General features: G+C 71.3%; 15 protein-coding genes. 6 read left to right on the forward strand and 9 right to left on the reverse strand.

Annotated elements, in window-relative coordinates; genetic code table 11:
• Positions 1-30 precede the first annotated feature (30 nt).
• A complete protein-coding gene (locus KVT45_RS04685; protein ID WP_217545180.1) occupies positions 31-996 on the forward strand; it encodes a pirin family protein in 966 nt (321 codons plus the stop codon).
• Between the two features lie 698 nt (positions 997-1,694).
• On the opposite strand, the gene KVT45_RS56115 is transcribed toward KVT45_RS04685, so the two are convergent.
• The 5 genes from KVT45_RS56115 to KVT45_RS04710 form a co-directional block, all read right to left on the reverse strand.
• Positions 1,695-2,075, reverse strand: a complete 381-nt coding sequence (locus KVT45_RS56115; RefSeq protein WP_254646288.1) for a DUF5132 domain-containing protein — start codon at positions 2,073-2,075, stop codon at positions 1,695-1,697.
• A 48-nt stretch (positions 2,076-2,123) separates the two neighbouring features.
• Entirely contained in the window at positions 2,124-3,266 is a 1,143-nt protein-coding gene (locus KVT45_RS04695; protein ID WP_217545181.1) for an alpha/beta hydrolase, read from the reverse strand.
• A 138-nt stretch (positions 3,267-3,404) separates the two neighbouring features.
• Positions 3,405-4,085 (reverse strand): alpha/beta fold hydrolase, encoded by a 681-nt coding sequence (locus tag KVT45_RS04700; RefSeq protein WP_308310644.1) that lies wholly within the window; start codon positions 4,083-4,085, stop codon positions 3,405-3,407.
• A gap of 245 nt (positions 4,086-4,330) precedes the next feature.
• Positions 4,331-4,708 carry a DUF5132 domain-containing protein gene (locus KVT45_RS04705; RefSeq protein WP_217545183.1) on the reverse strand — a complete coding sequence of 126 codons (378 nt, stop codon included), beginning with the start codon at positions 4,706-4,708 and terminating at the stop codon, positions 4,331-4,333.
• Positions 4,709-4,837: 129 nt separating this feature from the next.
• Positions 4,838-6,598, reverse strand: a complete 1,761-nt coding sequence (locus KVT45_RS04710; protein WP_217545184.1) for a DUF885 family protein — start codon at positions 6,596-6,598, stop codon at positions 4,838-4,840.
• 159 nt (positions 6,599-6,757) lie between these two features.
• On the opposite strand from KVT45_RS04710, the gene KVT45_RS04715 reads away from it, so the two are divergent.
• The 5 genes from KVT45_RS04715 to KVT45_RS04735 all read left to right on the forward strand — a co-directional run bounded on the left by KVT45_RS04715 (position 6,758) and on the right by KVT45_RS04735 (position 13,755).
• A complete protein-coding gene (locus KVT45_RS04715; protein ID WP_217545185.1) occupies positions 6,758-8,356 on the forward strand; it encodes an ABC transporter substrate-binding protein in 1,599 nt (532 codons plus the stop codon).
• A 48-nt stretch (positions 8,357-8,404) separates the two neighbouring features.
• The gene (locus KVT45_RS04720) at positions 8,405-9,391 is read left to right on the forward strand and encodes an ABC transporter permease (protein WP_217545186.1); all 987 of its coding nucleotides are present in this window, start codon (positions 8,405-8,407) and stop codon (positions 9,389-9,391) included.
• An 88-nt stretch (positions 9,392-9,479) separates the two neighbouring features.
• Positions 9,480-11,339 (forward strand): dipeptide/oligopeptide/nickel ABC transporter permease/ATP-binding protein, encoded by a 1,860-nt coding sequence (locus KVT45_RS04725; protein WP_217545316.1) that lies wholly within the window; start codon positions 9,480-9,482, stop codon positions 11,337-11,339.
• Positions 11,336-12,400 carry an ABC transporter ATP-binding protein gene (locus KVT45_RS04730; protein WP_308310645.1) on the forward strand — a complete coding sequence of 355 codons (1,065 nt, stop codon included), beginning with the start codon at positions 11,336-11,338 and terminating at the stop codon, positions 12,398-12,400. The genes KVT45_RS04725 and KVT45_RS04730 overlap by 4 nt, the downstream gene beginning before the upstream one ends.
• Positions 12,397-13,755 (forward strand): FAD-binding oxidoreductase, encoded by a 1,359-nt coding sequence (locus tag KVT45_RS04735; RefSeq protein ID WP_217545187.1) that lies wholly within the window; start codon positions 12,397-12,399, stop codon positions 13,753-13,755. The genes KVT45_RS04730 and KVT45_RS04735 overlap by 4 nt, the downstream gene beginning before the upstream one ends.
• An 89-nt stretch (positions 13,756-13,844) precedes the next feature.
• Here the strand turns inward: KVT45_RS04735 and KVT45_RS04740 are convergent, their stop codons facing one another.
• Genes KVT45_RS04740 through KVT45_RS04755 form a run of 4 tightly spaced genes read right to left on the reverse strand, consistent with a single transcriptional unit; the run spans position 13,845 to position 16,313 of the window.
• Positions 13,845-14,033: a hypothetical protein gene (locus KVT45_RS04740; protein WP_308310646.1), complete on the reverse strand. Its 189-nt coding sequence runs from the start codon at positions 14,031-14,033 to the stop codon at positions 13,845-13,847.
• Positions 14,034-14,064: 31 nt separating this feature from the next.
• The gene (locus tag KVT45_RS04745; RefSeq protein WP_217545188.1) at positions 14,065-14,808 is read right to left on the reverse strand and encodes an SRPBCC family protein; all 744 of its coding nucleotides are present in this window, start codon (positions 14,806-14,808) and stop codon (positions 14,065-14,067) included.
• A 30-nt stretch (positions 14,809-14,838) separates the two neighbouring features.
• The gene (locus KVT45_RS04750) at positions 14,839-16,086 is read right to left on the reverse strand and encodes a cytochrome P450 (protein ID WP_217545189.1); all 1,248 of its coding nucleotides are present in this window, start codon (positions 16,084-16,086) and stop codon (positions 14,839-14,841) included.
• Positions 16,087-16,097: 11 nt separating this feature from the next.
• Entirely contained in the window at positions 16,098-16,313 is a 216-nt protein-coding gene (locus KVT45_RS04755; RefSeq protein WP_217545190.1) for an MbtH family protein, read from the reverse strand.
• Positions 16,314-16,315 lie beyond the last annotated feature (2 nt).

Here is a 16,315-nt window from a genome sequence, read left to right on the forward strand (position 1 = left end):
TGGGGACCTTCGGCCGCTAAGTTGTCCGGCATGAGCAACCTTGACCGCGCGCCCGTTCCGAGCGTGTGCGGCGGCCGCGGATTCGTCGTCGCCGAACCCGTCCGCGAGCTGTTGAGCCCCCGCCACGTGCAACTCGGCGAGTCGACCGAGGTGCGGCGGCTGCTGCCGAACCTCGGCCGTCGCATGATCGGTGCCTGGGCGTTCGTCGACCACTACGGGCCCGACGACATCGCCGACGAGCCCGGGATGCAGGTCCCGCCGCATCCGCACATGGGGCTGCAGACAGTCAGCTGGCTGCACCAGGGCGAGGTGCTGCACCGCGACTCGACCGGCAGCCTCCAGACGATCCGCCCGCGCGAGCTGGGGCTGATGACCTCGGGCCGGGCGATCAGCCACTCCGAGGAGAGCCCCAAGTCGCACGCCCGGTACCTGCACGGCGCGCAGCTGTGGGTGGCCCTCCCGGACTCCCACCGCCACACGGACCCGAGGTTCGAACACCACGCCGATCTGCCGACGGTCACGGCCCCCGGGCTGACCGCCACGATCATCCTCGGCTCCGTCGACGGAGCGACGTCCCCCGGTACGACGTTCACCCCCATCGTCGGCGCTGACCTGGCCCTCGCCCACGGCTCCGACCTGCGTCTGCCCCTGGAGCCCGACTTCGAGTACGGCGTCCTGGCGATGTCCGGCGAGGTGCACGTCGACGGCGTTCCGGTACTCCCGGGCTCGATGCTCTACCTGGGCTGCGGCCGCACCGAGCTCCCCCTGCGCGCGGAGTCGGACGCGTCGATCATGCTCCTTGGCGGCGAGCCGTTCGAGGAGGAGCTGATCATGTGGTGGAACTTCGTCGGGCGTACCCAGGACGACATCAAGCAGGCTCGCGAGGACTGGATGAGCGGGTCGCGATTTGGGGAAGTGAAGGGTTACGACGGGGCGCCTCTCCCTGCCCCTGAACTACCGCCAGTGCCGCTGAAACCACGGGGCCGAGTGCGCTGAGCTGAGACTTTCAAAGCACTTTCCAAAGCGGTACCCGTGTCGCCGGGCGCGGTGAAAAACACCCCGCCCGGTTCACTCAGACCGCGAGAGCAAATCACCCTGGTCGGCTTTGCTCGGACTGATGCTGACCCGATGCCGACTTTACCGACGGGTAGTCAGTTCTTCGGGACGACTCCACTTGCGCCTTCTGACCGCAGGCCCGGTTATGGGGTCTCTGCAAACGCAGGGCTTGGCAAGCCCTGGCGTCGGCGTACGCAAAGTACAAGGGGCCATCCCCGCGGCGGGGGGTAGGCGTCCGCGAAAAGAGTCCGCGTGCCTGCCGAGAGAACCCCCGGGGTGTCCAGGACATGCTCCCCGCATCCGCGGGGAGGGCCCCGTCCAGAACTGGCCGCGGGCCAACACCGAATGCCAGGGAAGCCCGCCTGGTCGACCTCGCTGGTGACCGAGACCAGGCGGGGCAGGTCGGCGAGATCCTCGAAGGAGGCGGGCGCAGGCGTATCCGCTGTCGGCGAGCCAGAGCAGGATTTCACCCGGTAGTCCCGCCGCGGGCTGGTTCTCTCGGGGACAGCCGCGACAGTCTCTCCGTGGAACAACACTTGACACTGCAGGAACCACGGAGCCGGCCAAAGAACCGGCATAGCTCGCGGTCCGCTACGAAGCTGTGCCCCTCGGCCGAAACAACACCGTGCGCCGTCACCTCACGCCGACTCCACACCACCTGTGCGAGCCGAACTCGCCAGTTTCTCGGCAGCCGCTTGGGCGGTGAGGCCCTGGATCTCCTCCCCGGCCTCGATGACTGCACGCTTGACTTCAAGGGCCAGGCCGACCGATGTCTTGATGACGCCTCGCACCAGCGGTTTCGCCACTCTTTTGGCCAGAGGGGCCGTAATCACGCCGACGGCGAAGGGAGCAACTGCAGGGAGCATGTGTGAACCCTCTTCTCGTGTACACAGCACGACTGCCGACGCCACACGAGCCAACACCGGTTGGCCGACAAGGCTGGGCAGGAATTTCGCCCCCACCAAAAGCACGATAGTCGGACCTCGGCCGATGCGCCCGTAGACGCCGACGCTGTTCATTCGGTCGGGCGGAAGCTCGCCGGCATGGACCGTGGCTGCGCGCCGGGATCAGAACGGCTTCGGCGCCCCCGGACCGCACCGATCCAGCAGCGAGCCCACCACCTGCACAACGAAGTCGGGTACGCGATCCGGGAAATCGTGGCCGGTGCCCTCTGGGGTGTAAACCCTCCGCCCCCTGCTGGAGGCCGCGAGGAACCGCTCTCTCACGGTGAGGAAGAAGTGCCGTACCCGGGCGCTCTCCTCCGGATCGTCGACCGCGTCGAAGATCTCGCCACCGCCCGTCAGATCGCGTGGCGCCACGAGGAGAAGGGGCAGCGAGCCGAGCTCGCCGTCGTGTACGGCCGTCTGCCAGCCGTCTCTGGTGATGCCGTCCGGCGACAGCTCTCGCAGGATCGATGCCGCGGCACAGCTCGACTTGGTCCTGAGCTCGATCATGGTGAGAACCTGCGTCGGGTCATCGGAGGTGTGTGTCTCCTTCTTGCCCGCGAGAGGGTGGAGACCGAAGAGGTGACGCAGCGCGAGGGCGGTCTGGTCCCTCGGGGCACGTCGCAGGGCCGGAAGCGCCGGGCCGAAGGCGACGGCATCGGGCGGGGTGGGATCGAGCAGCACAAGACCGGCCACCAGGTCGGGGCGGCGCCTGGCGGCGTTGGCCATGAGCAGCCCCCCGAACGAATGCCCCACGAAGACGTAGGGCCCCTTTTCACCGGCCCGCTCCAGCGCCGTGAGCAGTTCGACGGCTTCTTCCGCCGTCGTCCGCGGGAACGGGCCCGGGTCGCTCCAGCCGGACCCCGGACGGTCCACCAGGACCGAACGCATCTGTTCCCGCGCCAGCGCGTGCAACCGGTACATGGCGTACCCGCCGGCATGGCCGCCCGGCATCCAGACCACAGTGGGCCTGTGTCCGGCGTCTCCCTCGGCCAGGACATGCATGCGGTAGCTGCCCACGTCGACCATTCGTCCGGGCGGCGGATACCTCACCCGTATCCGGCCCACATGCACCAGATGGCGGAACGACCCGAGACCGAGTGCGAGGGCCACGGCCCACAGCGCACCGCCGAGAATCCGCCGGCCGGTCCCCTTGGTGACGCACCGCGCACCCGCGGCCGCCGGCAGCAGAGCGATGCCCAGCCCGGCCCAGTCCCGGCTGAGCAGCCGGAGTATCGCGTCGGCGGCACGTGTTCCCGGTCGCATGGTCCCTTCTCCGTCCCGGCCTTCGCGGCCGCTGCCGGGGACACCGCACGTCTCAGCGACCGGTACGACCATCGTCCCCTGGGAACCCCGCGGGCGCCATGCGCGGTGCCGGCATCCGCGTCAGGCCTGACCGGCGCCTCACACGCGCGCAAGGCGTGCTGCCACGTCCGCGACCACTTCGGCCTCCCGGGCTGCGAGGTAGAAGTGATCCCCGGGGAACGGGCACAGCTCGAAGGAGCCCGGGGCGGCGAGGCCGGACCAGGCGAGGACCCCGTCGAGGACGCAACTCGGATCGTCCTGGCCGACGTACGCGGTGATCGGCGCCTTGACCGGAGCCGGATTCGGCGGGTGGTAGCCCTCGATCAGCCGGTAGTCCGAACGGAGGGCGGGCAGCAGCAGGTCACGCAGCTCCGGGATGTCGTAGGCCTCCGAGTGCAGGTCTCCGAGATGCCGGACGTGGGTGATCAGGGTTTCGTCGTCGGCGTCGTGCAGCGCGACGCGTTCGGCCCACCGGGGGGCTTCGTGTGCGGAGACCAGCAGGTGCTCGGGGATGATGCCGCGGGCCTCCAGCCGCAGGGCCACCTCGTAGGCGACGCAGGCGCCCATGCTGTGCCCGAAGAGCGCCAGCGGCCGGTCGAGCCAGGGCCGCAGTGCGTCCTCGATCGTGTCGGCCAGGGTGGCCATGTCCTCGATGCAGGCTTCCGCGAGCCGGTCCTGGCGGCCGGGGTACCGCACGGCGAGCACCTCGACGTCCGCCGGCAGCAGCGCGGGCCAGCCGTGGAACAACTGTGCCGTGCCGCCGGCGTGCGGGAAACACACAAGTCGGAGCCTCGGGTCCGCCGCCCGACGATGAACACGGAACCACTTCTTCGCGTCGGTCGCCGTCATCGCCGACGAATCCCGCGCAGGTGGGTTGCGGTCGCAGACATCTGACCTGCCTCCATCAGGGTGTCGTGATGGCCGATAGGGCACAGCCCACCATGTCGCCGGTGGCGCGGCGGTCACATGCTGGAGGCCGGCCCACGAAATTCTCGACCGGTCACACGGAGAGTCGGCGGGCGGACTCAGCGCGCCTTGGCGGCGGCCGTACCTGCGCTACGGGCCTTGCCGACGGGCTTGTCCTGATCGCCGGTCCGTCCCTCGTGGGCCTCTGCCGCTGCGGGCGCCGGCTTGGCGGCCTCAGCGGCCCGGCCCGCGGTGCCGTCCTCCGGGGCGCCGACGCCGTGTGCGGCTGCCGGTGTCGTCTGGGCTGCGAGCACCCCAGCGGTCGCCTCGGCAGCGAGATCATGGATTCCCTCGCCGGCCTCGTGGACGGCCCTCTTGACCTCAAGTCCCAGGCCCACCGACGCTTTGACGACCCCTCGCACCAAGGGCTTGCCCAGCCTCTTCACCAGGGATGCGGCGATCAGACCGATCAGGAAAGGAGGTACTACAGGCGGCATGGCACAACATCCTTCTCTTCTGTCGAGGAGATGATGATTAGATGGACGCACTCCGCTTCAGCGGACCCGCACCCTCCATCACAGAGAGTATCCGAGGCCGGGCAAACGGCTACGAATTCCCCATGGCCTTCACTCGTTCGAGTAGAGCGGCCTTCCCTGGAAGCCTGGTCGGCCGTCTGCCCCGTGCAGTTCTCTCTCCACCCGTCGGCGCAGGGCGGGAAACGGCAGTGTGCCGCCGGCCAGCACGGTCTCGTGAAAGGCGCGCACGTCGAACGTGGCGCCGGCGCCGCGTTCGCACGCTGCCCGCAATGCCGTGAACTCCGCATGACCCGCCCGGTACGTCAGCGCCTGCCCCGGCAGATCGGTCGCGTAGCGCAACAACTCGGTTGTGATCTGTCGTTCGGACTCGGCTGCCGCGTGGGCCCGCATGAAGGTGCGCGCCTCCTCCAGTGTCATCGTCCCGAGGTTGAGGCCGGTGTCGACGACGAGGCGCTGCGCGGTGAACCGTTCATGGGCCAGTCGTCCGTACGCGTCCCATGGGTCGTCGTACAGCCCCATCTCCCAGGCGAGCCCTGCCGCGTACTCCGCCCAGCCTTCCTCGAACCCGCTGAAGGCCGCCAGTTCGCGTCGCAGGTCGGGCAGCGCGGTGTTCTCGGCCTGGCGGGCGAGGTGGAAGTGATGTCCGGGCGACAGCTCGTGGTAGATGAGCGCGGCTGCGCCGAGCAGTGACCGATGTGCCAGGTCCGAGGCGTTGTAGCGGTAGCGTCCCGCCGGTTGCGTGGCGGTCGGCGGTTCGTAGTAGCCGAACGTCATCGACCCCTCCAGCGCCGGGTCGAGGCGGGCCACGTCGTAGGGGGCGCGGGGCAGGACCGCGAACCAGCGCGGCAGCAGCGGCGTGAGGCGGTCGAGGTGTCCGCGGTAGCGGGCTTCGACCTCCTCCGGGGTGGCGGCGTACAGGCGCGGCTCGGTCGCGAGCCGTTCGTGGAACTCCGCCTCCGTCCCCGCGAAACCGAGCGTGTCGCGCATCTCCCGCATCCGCTCGCCGAGTTCGCGGCAGTGCTCACGGCCGAGTTCGTGGAGGCGTTCGGGTGGTGTGTCGCCGGATGTGTACGTCCTGACGAAGGACCGGTATGCCGCCTCGCCTTCCGGGCAGCGGGCCCAGCCGACGGCCTGCGGTGCCCGCCGGAGGTAGTCCGGGTCGCCCACGAGGGCGACGAGGCGGTCGAACGCCGGCTCCAGTTCGGTGGCCACGAGCCGCTCGACCGTGTCGCTCAGGTGCCCCCGGCTCGCCGCGTCGAGTCGGGTGAGCCGCTCGGCGCCCGCCCGGACGTACCGTGCCGACGACTCGCGCAGACGGGTGAGTGTGGTGTGGACGCCGGTCAGGGCCGGAGCGGGGATGTGAAAGCCCCGCTCCGCCTGCCCGGCGACCTTGTCGCCGATCGTCGCGACGCAGCGGGCCAGGTCCCGTACGAGGGTCACGTACCGGTCCGCGTCGGCTCGGTGCTCGAAGCGGAACGGGCGGAAGACGGTGTCACCGTACTGCTGGAGACGGAAGAGCTGGTACGGCGTGGCGGTGGGGGTGAGCCAGTGGAAACGCCCCGCCTCCGCTTCCTGTTCGGCCAGTGCCCGGAGGAAGCCCGCCGTATCGGCGGCGGGACCGGACAGCTCCGCCGGTCGCAGCGCACTCAGCCGGCTCAGCACCCCTGCCGCGAACCCGGCGCGCTCGTCGGCCTCCGCGGCGGACACCCCCGGCAGCGACTCGACCGGCAGCCCGCGGCGCGTGCGCAGCGACGGCTCGCGTGCGAGCAGGAAGTCCCAGTACGAGGTCGCGAGTCGGTCGATCTCGTGCGCCGTCGAGTCGTCCGGGGAGCCTCCTGGATTGATGACCATGGCGTCAGTGTGCGCCTTGAGGTGACGCAGCGTCAGCTACAGGACCGTGGACCGCGCGTCGGGCGGCCTCACTCGGACGGGGGAAATAGTCCGGCATGTTCGCGTCCGGCCAGGGAAAGCCCGGCCGACGCCGTCGATCGCGATGGCACGATGAGCGCCATGCACCGCCGAACCGTGTCGTCTCCCAGGGCTCGGTCGGTGGTGGCGGCGGTCGGCGCCGTCCTGTCAGCCGCGCTGGCCGGTTGCGGCGGCGACGTGTCGTCGACGCGCACTCCTGTGGTCGTGGGCGGCACCGTCACCATCGCCACCGCCTCCGAGACCCCGAGCTTCAACCCGTACTCCCAGTTCGGCCTTTCACTGGCTCCCTATGCCTACGACTCACTCGTCGATGTGGCGCGGGACGGGCGTGTGGTGTCCGGTCTGGCCGAGAGATGGCAGGCGGGGGCCACTGCGGCGAGTTTCACCCTGCGCAAGGGGGTGACCTGCTCCGACGGCACGGCCCTGACGGCGTCCGGGGTGGCCCGGTCGCTGCGGTATGCCGGCGATCCCCGCAACCGGCTCATCGGTGCCCAAACCGCCCTGCCGGGTGTGCCGTTCACGGTGTCGGCCGACGACGCGGAGCGGACGGTGTCGGTGCGGACGGCATCGCCGTACAGCTTCATCGTGCGGACGATCGGTCTGCTGCCCGTCGTCTGCCCCGCCGGGCTGGCGGATCCCGGCGCGCTGGACAGGAGGTCGGAGGGCACCGGACCGTACGTGCTGAGCGGCTACGCCTCGGGGGGTCCCTACCTCTTCACACGGCGCAGGGGTTACGCGTGGGGGCCGCGCGGAGCGGGCAACGCAACTCCGGGGCAGCCGGAGCGGATTGTGGTGACGGTGGTTCCGCAGGAGTCCACCGTGGCGAACTTGCTGCTCACGGGCGGAGTGAACATCGCCATGGTGACCGGCCCGGACCGCGCGCGGCTGACCGGCCACGGTCTGGCGACCGCCCAGGTGCCGACCGTGGTGGGGCTGACCTTCTTCAACGAGCGATCCGACCGGCCCTTGAGCGATCCGGTGCTGCGCCGGGCGCTGGTGGGGGCCCTGGACCGCAAGGGCCTCGCCAATGTGGCGATCGGTGGAGCCGGTACGCCCGCGCGCGCTCTCACCGCCCCGAACTCCCTCTGCTACTCCGACGTGGCCGCGGGGAACCTGCCCTCGCACAGCAGCGTCGTGCGGGCCCTGCGCGCCGCGGGCTGGACGAAGAACGTGCGGGGCAGGCTGGTCAAGCAGGGTCGGCCGCTGCGTCTGCGGCTGCTCAGCAGCGCCGACTTCGGCTCCACCCTTCCGTCGGTCGCCGAACTGATGGCCGTGACGTGGCAGGCGCTGGGCGTGGACGTCGACCTCGTCGGCGAGAGCCGCAACGCGGTGGTCCAGGCCATGTACGGAAGCGGCGACTTCGACGTCGTGGTCGGCAGCTCCCCGGGGCCGCCGCTGCCCGCGCAGCTCGTCCCGTACTTCTCCGGCCCGCCGTCGTCAGGAGGACTGAACTTCGCGCACGTCACCAACCCCGCCTACGACCGATTCGTCGCCCGGGCCCTGCATTCGCCGGGCTCGGCCAGCTGCGCGGACTGGAACAGGGCCGCCGCGGCGCTTCTCCGCTCGGCCGACGCACTGCCCATCGCCGACGGCACGAGCACGGTGTACGGCTACCGGACGACCTTCGCCGTCGCACCCGGCGGCCGGATCGTACCGACCAGCATCCGCCTGCACAGATAGCCGTGGCGGACGCGCCGCGCGGCCGCCCGCCAGTCCAGGAGGTCTCCCATGACGACCGTGTCCGCGCGGCTCGGTGCCCCGGCCCGCCACCACCCGTGGGCGGTGTTCTGCTGCCGGCGCGCGGCACGGCTGGTCGTCTCGCTCTTCATTGTCGTCACCGCTTCCTTCGCGATGATCCGGCTGGTCCCCGGGGACCCGGTCCGGGCCGCGCTGGGTGTGGACGCCCCGCCGGACCTGGTGGCGGCGAAGCGGCACGAACTCGGTCTGGACCGGAGCCTGCCGGAACAGTACTGGCAGCATCTCCCACGGCTGGCCCACGGCGACCTAGGGGTCTCCCTGGTGACCGGCGAGCCGGTGGCCGACCTGGTCAGGGCACGACTGCCGGCCACCCTGCTGCTCGCCGTCCTGGCCTTCGCCTGCGTACTCGTCGTCGCCCTCCCAGGCGGGCTGCTCGCCGCGGTGTGGACACGCGGAGGGCGACGCCCACGGACGGAACTGGCGTTCACCGCCACCACCTCGGTCCTGGCAGGCGTGCCGGACTTCGTCCTCGCGGCGGGTCTCACCGCGGGGCTGGCGGTCGCCCTGCGCATTCTTCCCGCCGCCGGCGACCTCGGTCCCCGGTCCTATGTGCTGCCCGTCCTCGCGCTGGCGCTCGCTCCGACCGCGGTCCTGCTGCGGATCGTGCGGGTGGAGACGCTCAAGGTCCTCGCCACGGACTATGTTCGTGCCGCCCGGGCGAAACGGCTGTCCGCCGTCCCGCTCTACCTGCGCCACGTGGCCCCGAACACGCTGACCGCGTCGCTGACGGTCGCCGGGAACCTGCTGCCGGCCCTGATCGCGGGAACGGTACTGGTCGAGAAGGTGTTCGCCTGGCCGGGCATCGGTTCGGCGATGGCACAGTCCGTGGTCGCACAGGACTACGCGGTCGTCGAGGCGTCGGTCCTGGTGCTGGGCTCGGCCGTCCTCGTGGTGAACTTCCTGGTCGATCTGGCCCTCGCGCTGCTCGACCCCCGATCCGTCATCCGGGAGACGTGATCCGATGGCGTTGTCCTCCCCTTCCCCGCTCACGCCGCGTGCCACCGCCGGCAGGTCTCGTGCGACCCGCTCGGGCTGGTCCACACCGATGGGCGTGATCACCTTGGTGATGCTCGGGTCGCTCGTCGTGCTGGCCGTCGCGGGGGCGGTGCTGTGGGGGCAGGCCGCCGAACGTCCGGACCCGTCGGCGGTGCTGCGGGCGCCCACTGCAAGCCATTTGCTCGGCACGGACCACCTCGGGCGCGACCTGTTCGCCCGGCTGCTCTCGGCGACCTGGCTCTCCCTGCTGCTGGCCGTCGCGGCCACGCTCCTCGGCGCCACGGCCGGGATCACACTGGGGGCGCTCACCGCCGTCGTCGGCGGACGCGCCCGCCGCCTGCTGGGAGCCCTGATCAACCTCCTGCTGGCCTTCCCCGCGCTCCTCGTCGCGATGTTCTTCGCAGCCCTCTTCGGCGCGGGCGCGGGCGGGGCGGTGTGCGCACTCGCCGTCGCCTGTGCGCCGGGCTTCGCGCGAATCACCCAGACCCTCGCCGCCAAAGTGGCCGGAACCGACTTCATGGCGGCGGCGCGCGTGCTGGGCCTGCGCCGCCACCGGCTCCTGCTGCGGCATGTCCTGCCCCACATCGCCGAACCGCTGATGCTGAACACCACGGTCGCCGCGGGCTCGGCACTCGTGGCCCTGTCGGGACTGAGCTTCCTCGGACTGGGGGTGCAGCTCCCCTCGTACGACTGGGGGCTCCTGCTCAGCCAGGGCCTGGACCGCATCTACACCGAACCGCTGCCCGCCGTGGCCCCCGGCATCGCCATCGTGTACGCCGCCGTGGCCTTCCAGCTGCTCGGCGAGATGCTGGCCGGAGCCGCCGCGCGCCGCACCCGCCCACGGCAGCCGGCAGAACCCGCGCCACACCCGGCACGCACCGGCCTTCCTGCAGTCGCGGACCACGTGCTGGAGCTGAAGGATCTGCGGGTCGTCCTTCCCACGGCGGAGGGGCTGGTCCGGCCCGTCCGCGGTGTCACCCTCGCCCTGCGGCGCGGTGAGATGGTCGGCCTGGTCGGCGAGTCCGGCTCCGGCAAGTCGCTGACGGCGCTCGCCATCGCCGACCTGTTGCCGGACGGCGCCTGCGCGACCTGGGGCACCCACCGGTTCCTCGGCGCGGACGCCGAGTTGTTGTCACGGACAGCACGACGCAGGCAGTTGGCGACGGGAATGGCGATGATCTTCCAGAACCCGGCCTCGGCCTTCAACCCGTCGCTCCGCATCGGAACGCAGATGACGGAGGCCGTGCGCGCACACCACCGCACCTCTCGTGCCGAGGCCGTCGAGCAGGCCCTGGTCCAGCTTCAGCGGGTCGCGCTGCCCGGCGGGCGCCGGTTGCTGCGCTCCCGGCCCTTCCAGCTGTCCGGCGGTCAGCGCCAGCGCGTGGCGATCGCCGCCGCTTCGATGATGCGGCCCGACCTCATCGTCGCGGACGAGCCGACGACAGCCCTGGACGTCACCGTGCAGCGGCAGATCATGGACCTGCTCCGCCGTGTCCGGCGCGACGACGCCACCGCGATTCTCTTCATCAGCCACGACATCGCCCTGGTGGCCGACGCCTGCGACCGGGTTCTGGTCATGTACGGGGGAACGATCGTGGAGAACCTTCCCGCCCGTGAGCTGGCGACCGGCGCACGGCATCCGTACACGCGGATGCTCGTCGCCTCGGTCCCGGACCTGGCCGCGGATCGCGACCACCCCCTGCACACCATCGAGGGAGGGCCGCCCGATCCGTGCGGTACGGCTCCGGGCTGCCCGTTCCACGACCGCTGCCCGCATCGAGTGGACCGGTGTGCCGTGGAGAGCCCCGTGCTGTCCCCGCTCGACCCGGAGCACGAGGTCGCCTGCTGGCAGCCGCTGCCCCCGGCACAGTTCCGCGGACAGCGTGAGACCGAAGAGGCGGAGCAGTGAGGGAAGAGGCAGGGCTGGCGCTGTGCGACGTCACCGTCCGCCACCACGGGCCGTTCGGGCCGGTCACGGCGGTGGACGGGGTGTCACTGGAGGTTCCCCGGGGCACGACGGTCGGCCTGGTCGGCGAGTCCGGTTCGGGAAAGTCCACTCTGGCACGTGCGGTCGTCGGGCTGGACAGTCCGTGCGCCGGGCGGATCACGGTCGGCGGACGGGAGTACCGGGGCCGCCGGGCGGCGGAGCGGCGTCGGCGGGGCCAACAGGTCCAACTGGTGTTCCAGGACCCGGACACGTCACTGGACCCCCGTATGACGGTCCGTCAGTCGCTCGCCGAAGCGGCCGGGGCCTTCGTCCGGCTGGACCGCCGCAGCCGCGAACAGCGCGTCGGCGGGCTGCTGGAACTCGTCGGTCTCGACACCGGCTGCGCCGACCGGCTGCCGCAGCAGCTCTCGGGCGGCCAGCGCCAACGCGTCGCCGTCGCCCGCGCGCTCGCCGTCGACCCGGCGGTGCTCATCGCCGACGAGGTCACCTCGGCTCTCGACGTGTCGGTCCGGGCGGCGCTGCTCACCATGCTCCGGGATCTGCAGCGGCGCATGGGCTTCGCCATGCTGTTCATCAGCCACGACCTGGCCGCCGTCCGCCATGTGTCGGACGTCGTCGCCGTGATGTACCTCGGTCGGATCGTGGAGATCGCCTCCGCCGAGAGCCTGCTGAGCGGCCCACGGCATCCCTACACCCGAACGCTGCTGTCCGCCGTGCCGAGTCTGCACGCCGGGAGACGCCCGGCCGGGGAAGCCCTTCTTGCCGGTGAGGTGCCCGACCCCGCGTCGCCGCCGACCGGATGCCGCTTCCATCCGCGCTGCCCCGTCGGGCCGGACCGGCATCCCGGACGGGACGTCTGCGCCACACGGGACCCGCAACGGGACGCGGCCGGTCAGCCTCATCGCGCCGCCTGCCACTTCCCGTACCGCGCCGACGAGCGCCCGCCGCAGGCCCGTCGCGTTCCCCTCGACGACAACGGCGACCGGACTCCGCGGACCACCCCCGAGGACCGGCCGTCATGACGGCCTGGGAAGCTGACACGCCTCCGTCCGGCGCGGACGCGGTCGTCGTGGGGGCCGGTGTGATCGGTGCCGCGGTGGCACTGGAACTGGCGCGCACCGGTCGGCGTGTCGTGGTCGTCGACAAGTCCGGCGGCGTCGGCCACGGATCCACCAGTGCGTCGAGCGCGATCATCCGTTTCAACTACTCGACCTGGGACGGTGTCGCCACCGCCTGGGAATCCCGGCACTGCTGGACACGATGGGCGGAGCACCTGGGCACCGTGCGCGGCCCTGGTCTGGCGGCGTTCCGGCGGACCGGAGCGGTACTCCTCGACGCACCGGGCTCCGGGACGTCGAAGGTCGTCGCGCTGTTCGAGCGTGCCGGTGTGCCGTACGAGCGCTGGGACGCCGCGACGCTGCGCAGCCGGATCCCCGGTATCGACGCGGGACGCTACGGGCCTCCCAGGTCCCTGCTCGACGATGCCTTCTTCTCCGGCCCCGAAGGTGAACTCGGCGCGCTGTTCACACCCGACGCGGGCTTCGTCGACGATCCACAGCTCGCGGCACAGAACCTCGCGGATGCGGCGGCTCGCCTCGGAGCGCGCTTCCTCTTCCACCGCCCGGTCGTCGGTGTCCTGCGTCGCGAGGACCGGGTGGCCGGCATCCGGCTCGCCGACGGCACCGCGATCACCGCACCGGTGGTGGTCAACGCCGCCGGGCCCTGGTCGGGAGCGTTCAACCGGCTGGCCGGGGTCGGGGCCGAGTTCACCGTCGGAGTGCGCCCACTGCGCCAGGAAGTCCACCAGGTGGCCGCACCGGTCGGCCAGGGCGACGCCGACTCGTCGGGCCCGGGCGGCGCCGGGACCACGCTCGGCCCGATCGTGGCCGATGTCGACCTCGGGACCTATCTGCGCCCCTCCGGCGGACGCCTCCTCATCGGCAGTACGCTGCCCGCCTGCGACCCCAGGGAGTGGCTGGACGATCCCGACGAGTGCAACCCGCACCCGACGCCCGCCCGGTTCGAGACCCAGGTGACCAGGGCCGCACGCCGATTCCCGCTCCTCGGCGTCCCGAACCGGCCGACCGGCGTCGCCGGTGTCTACGACGCCGCCGACGACTGGTCCCCCATCTACGACCGCACCGATCTGGCCGGCTTCTACGTCGCCATGGGCACGAGCGGCAACCAGTTCAAGAACGCTCCCCTGGCGGGCCGGTTCCTCGCCACCCTGGTCGACCGTGTCGAGGCCGGTCACGACCATGACCGCGATCCGCTGCGGTACACGGGGGAACACACCGGCGTCGTCGTCGACCTGGGTGCCTTCTCCCGCAGACGGCCCCTGGCCGAGGGTGCCGCCTCTCGAACCGTCATGGGCTGACGTCCGGCCGTCAGCGCCCGTGCAAGAAGCCGGTGCCGTCCGGCAGTTGATGTGCGGGACGACACCGGCCTCATCAATCCAGAAGCGGTCTACCAGCGGCCGCGTGCCGTCGCCGAGCCGAGCTTGGAACTCAGCACCGACAGGAAGGCCGGGAGCCTGGCCACCGCGGATTCGGGAACCGGGGTGACCTGGACCGTGTCCCGCACCACGTCCTGCACAACGAGTTTGTAGGTGCCGTCTTCCCGGACGAGTTCGGCGGCGTAGAGCAGTGTTTCCACCAGAGGTCCTTCGGTTGTGTCGTGCGATGGGTCAGGCGCCGTTGAGCCAGGCGTTCCAGGCCTTGGTGGCCTGCTCTTCGTCCGTGTCCTCGGCGAACAGGTGGTGGCCCAGCCAGATCGGCCAGTTCCAGGAACTGCCGTTGAAGAACCGGTACAGCGCGTCCGGGCCACGCAGGCCGACGAAGTCGGGGCTCAACCAGTCCACGACCACCTCCGTCGGACCGCCGTCCGTACCCGGGAGGTCGAGCGACAACCGGTCGCCGACGGCCGCGTCGTCGTCGAGGCCGAGGCGCCGGCGCAGGGCGGCGAAGTCGGCGGGATCTTCGGTGCCCTCGGTACGGGCGGCCTTGACGTAGACGGCGGGGTGGCCGGCGAAGTGCCTCAGGTACTCGGGGAGGGAGTGCTGGTAGAAGTCGACGTGCTTCTCGGCCGCGTCCGCCTTGGTGTCCCAGTTCCAGGAGTCGTCCACGACGCCCGTGTGCACCCAGTGGATTCCCATCCGCAGGTGGCTCGCGCCGCCGTCGGCCGGCTCGATGCGGTAGGTGAGCGTGTTGGAGAACCCGCCGTCCTGGGTAGCCCGAACCGCGAAGTGGTGCGGCGGCTCCCACGCCACGACGGTGCTGTCGCCGCGCGTGGCCTTTCCGCCGACGCGCGGCTCGACCTCCATCGGGTACAGCCAGCCGAGGTTGCCGGCGCCGGTGGCGACCGCGTCCCAGACCTGTTCGGGCGTGGCGGGCAGGTCCTGTTCCCGGCGGACCTCGAGCTCTCGGGCCATGGTCACTTCTCCTTCGTCGTCGTTCATGGGTCAGTAGGTGAGCGGAAGCGCGGTAAGCCGCCGTTGCAGCGGGTTGGGCCGCCAGTCGAGGACCGCGTCGTCGGCAGGCCGCAGGTGCGGGAGCCGGCGGACCAGCGTGCCGACGGCCACCTCCGCCTGGAGCTTGGCCAGCGGGCCGCCGAGGCAGAAGTGCGGGCCGTTGCCGAAGCTGAGGTGCCGGTTGCCGGGGCGGGTCAGGTCGAGCCGGTCGGGGTCCTCGAAGCGCTCGGGGTCACGGTTGGTCGCGGCGAGGAACAGGTAGGCCAGCTCGCCCTCGCGCAGCGTCCGCCCGCCGATCTCGACGTCCTCGGCGGCGACCCGGACGATCGCCTGGGTCGGGGTGTCGTAGCGGGCGAGTTCCTCGACGGCGGTGCGGACGAGCGCCGGGTCGGCGCGCAGCCGGGCCAGTTGGCCGGGGTGGCGCAGCAGGGCGAGCATGCCGTTGCCGACCAGGTGGGTGGTGGTCTCGTCGCCGGCGGTGATCAGCACGAAGCAGGTGGACAGCAGCTCGGAGTCGGTGAGCCGGTCGTCCTGCGCCTGGGTGGCGACCAGGGCGCTGATGAGGTCGTCGCCGGGGTCGGCCCGGCGGCGGCGGACGAGCCGGGCGAGGTACTCCTCGTACTGCTCGATCGCCGCCTCGGACTTGTCGATGTCCTCGGTCAGCCGGCCGAAGCGCTGGAACCAGGTCTTGACCTGCGGGAGGTCCTCGGGCGGGATGCCGAAGAGCTCGCAGACGACGGACATCGGCAGCGGGGAGGCGACCGCCTCGATCAGGTCCATGGTCGGCCCGGCCGCGACCGCCTCGTCGATGAGCCGGTCGACGATCCGCTGGATGCCGTCGCGCAGGGCTTCGACGCGCCGGGCGGTGAAAGCCCGGTTGGCCAGCTTGCGCAGCCGGGCGTGGTCCGGCGGGTCGGTGTTGCTCATCACCCGGCCGAGCCGGTCGGTGAGCCGGCTGAAGGCCTTGAGGTCGCCGCCGAGCGCACTGTAGGCGCGGGTCATCCGGTCCCGGTCGTTGGACAGCCGCAGGTCGCTCAGGGCCGCCTCGACGTCGGCGTACCGGGTGAGGTACCAGATGCCCTGGGCGCTGCGGTGGACCGGGTCCTCGCGGCGCATGCGGGCGTAGAACGGGTACGGGTCCCGGCGGGCCTCGGGCGTGAGCAGGGCCGCGGCGAGGTCGTCGGACCGGGCGAGGCCCGCGCTGTCGCGGGCCTCGTCGGTGGTTTCGGTCAGGTTCACCGCGAGCCGCGCTACAGCTGGGCGTTCATGGCGTCGGCAAGGCTCTTGGGCCGCATGTCGGTCCAGGTCCGCTCGACGTACTCCAGGCAGGCGGCGTGGGTGTCGGGTCCGTGGGCGACGCTCCAGCCGTCGGGGACGTCCGCGAACTGCGGCCACAGCGAGTGCTGGTTCTCGTCGTTGGTGAGCACGAGGAAGGTGCCGTTCTCGTCCTCGAACGGATTGGTCATGG

The sequence above is a fragment of the Streptomyces sp. GbtcB6 genome (genome assembly GCF_019091475.1).
Taxonomy (GTDB): domain Bacteria; phylum Actinomycetota; class Actinomycetes; order Streptomycetales; family Streptomycetaceae; genus Streptomyces; species Streptomyces hyaluromycini.

Coding starts and splice junctions, on each gene's coding strand:
- KVT45_RS04685 (WP_217545180.1), top strand. CDS start 31: ATGAGCAACCTTGACCGCGCGCCCGTTCCGAGCGTGTGCGGCGGCCGC.
- KVT45_RS56115 (WP_254646288.1), bottom strand. CDS start 2,075: ATGAACAGCGTCGGCGTCTACGGGCGCATCGGCCGAGGTCCGACTATC.
- KVT45_RS04695 (WP_217545181.1), bottom strand. CDS start 3,266: ATGCGACCGGGAACACGTGCCGCCGACGCGATACTCCGGCTGCTCAGC.
- KVT45_RS04705 (WP_217545183.1), bottom strand. CDS start 4,708: ATGCCGCCTGTAGTACCTCCTTTCCTGATCGGTCTGATCGCCGCATCC.
- KVT45_RS04710 (WP_217545184.1), bottom strand. CDS start 6,598: ATGGTCATCAATCCAGGAGGCTCCCCGGACGACTCGACGGCGCACGAG.
- KVT45_RS04715 (WP_217545185.1), top strand. CDS start 6,758: ATGCACCGCCGAACCGTGTCGTCTCCCAGGGCTCGGTCGGTGGTGGCG.
- KVT45_RS04720 (WP_217545186.1), top strand. CDS start 8,405: ATGACGACCGTGTCCGCGCGGCTCGGTGCCCCGGCCCGCCACCACCCG.
- KVT45_RS04725 (WP_217545316.1), top strand. CDS start 9,480: ATGGGCGTGATCACCTTGGTGATGCTCGGGTCGCTCGTCGTGCTGGCC.
- KVT45_RS04735 (WP_217545187.1), top strand. CDS start 12,397: ATGACGGCCTGGGAAGCTGACACGCCTCCGTCCGGCGCGGACGCGGTC.
- KVT45_RS04745 (WP_217545188.1), bottom strand. CDS start 14,808: ATGGCCCGAGAGCTCGAGGTCCGCCGGGAACAGGACCTGCCCGCCACG.
- KVT45_RS04755 (WP_217545190.1), bottom strand. CDS start 16,313: ATGACCAATCCGTTCGAGGACGAGAACGGCACCTTCCTCGTGCTCACC.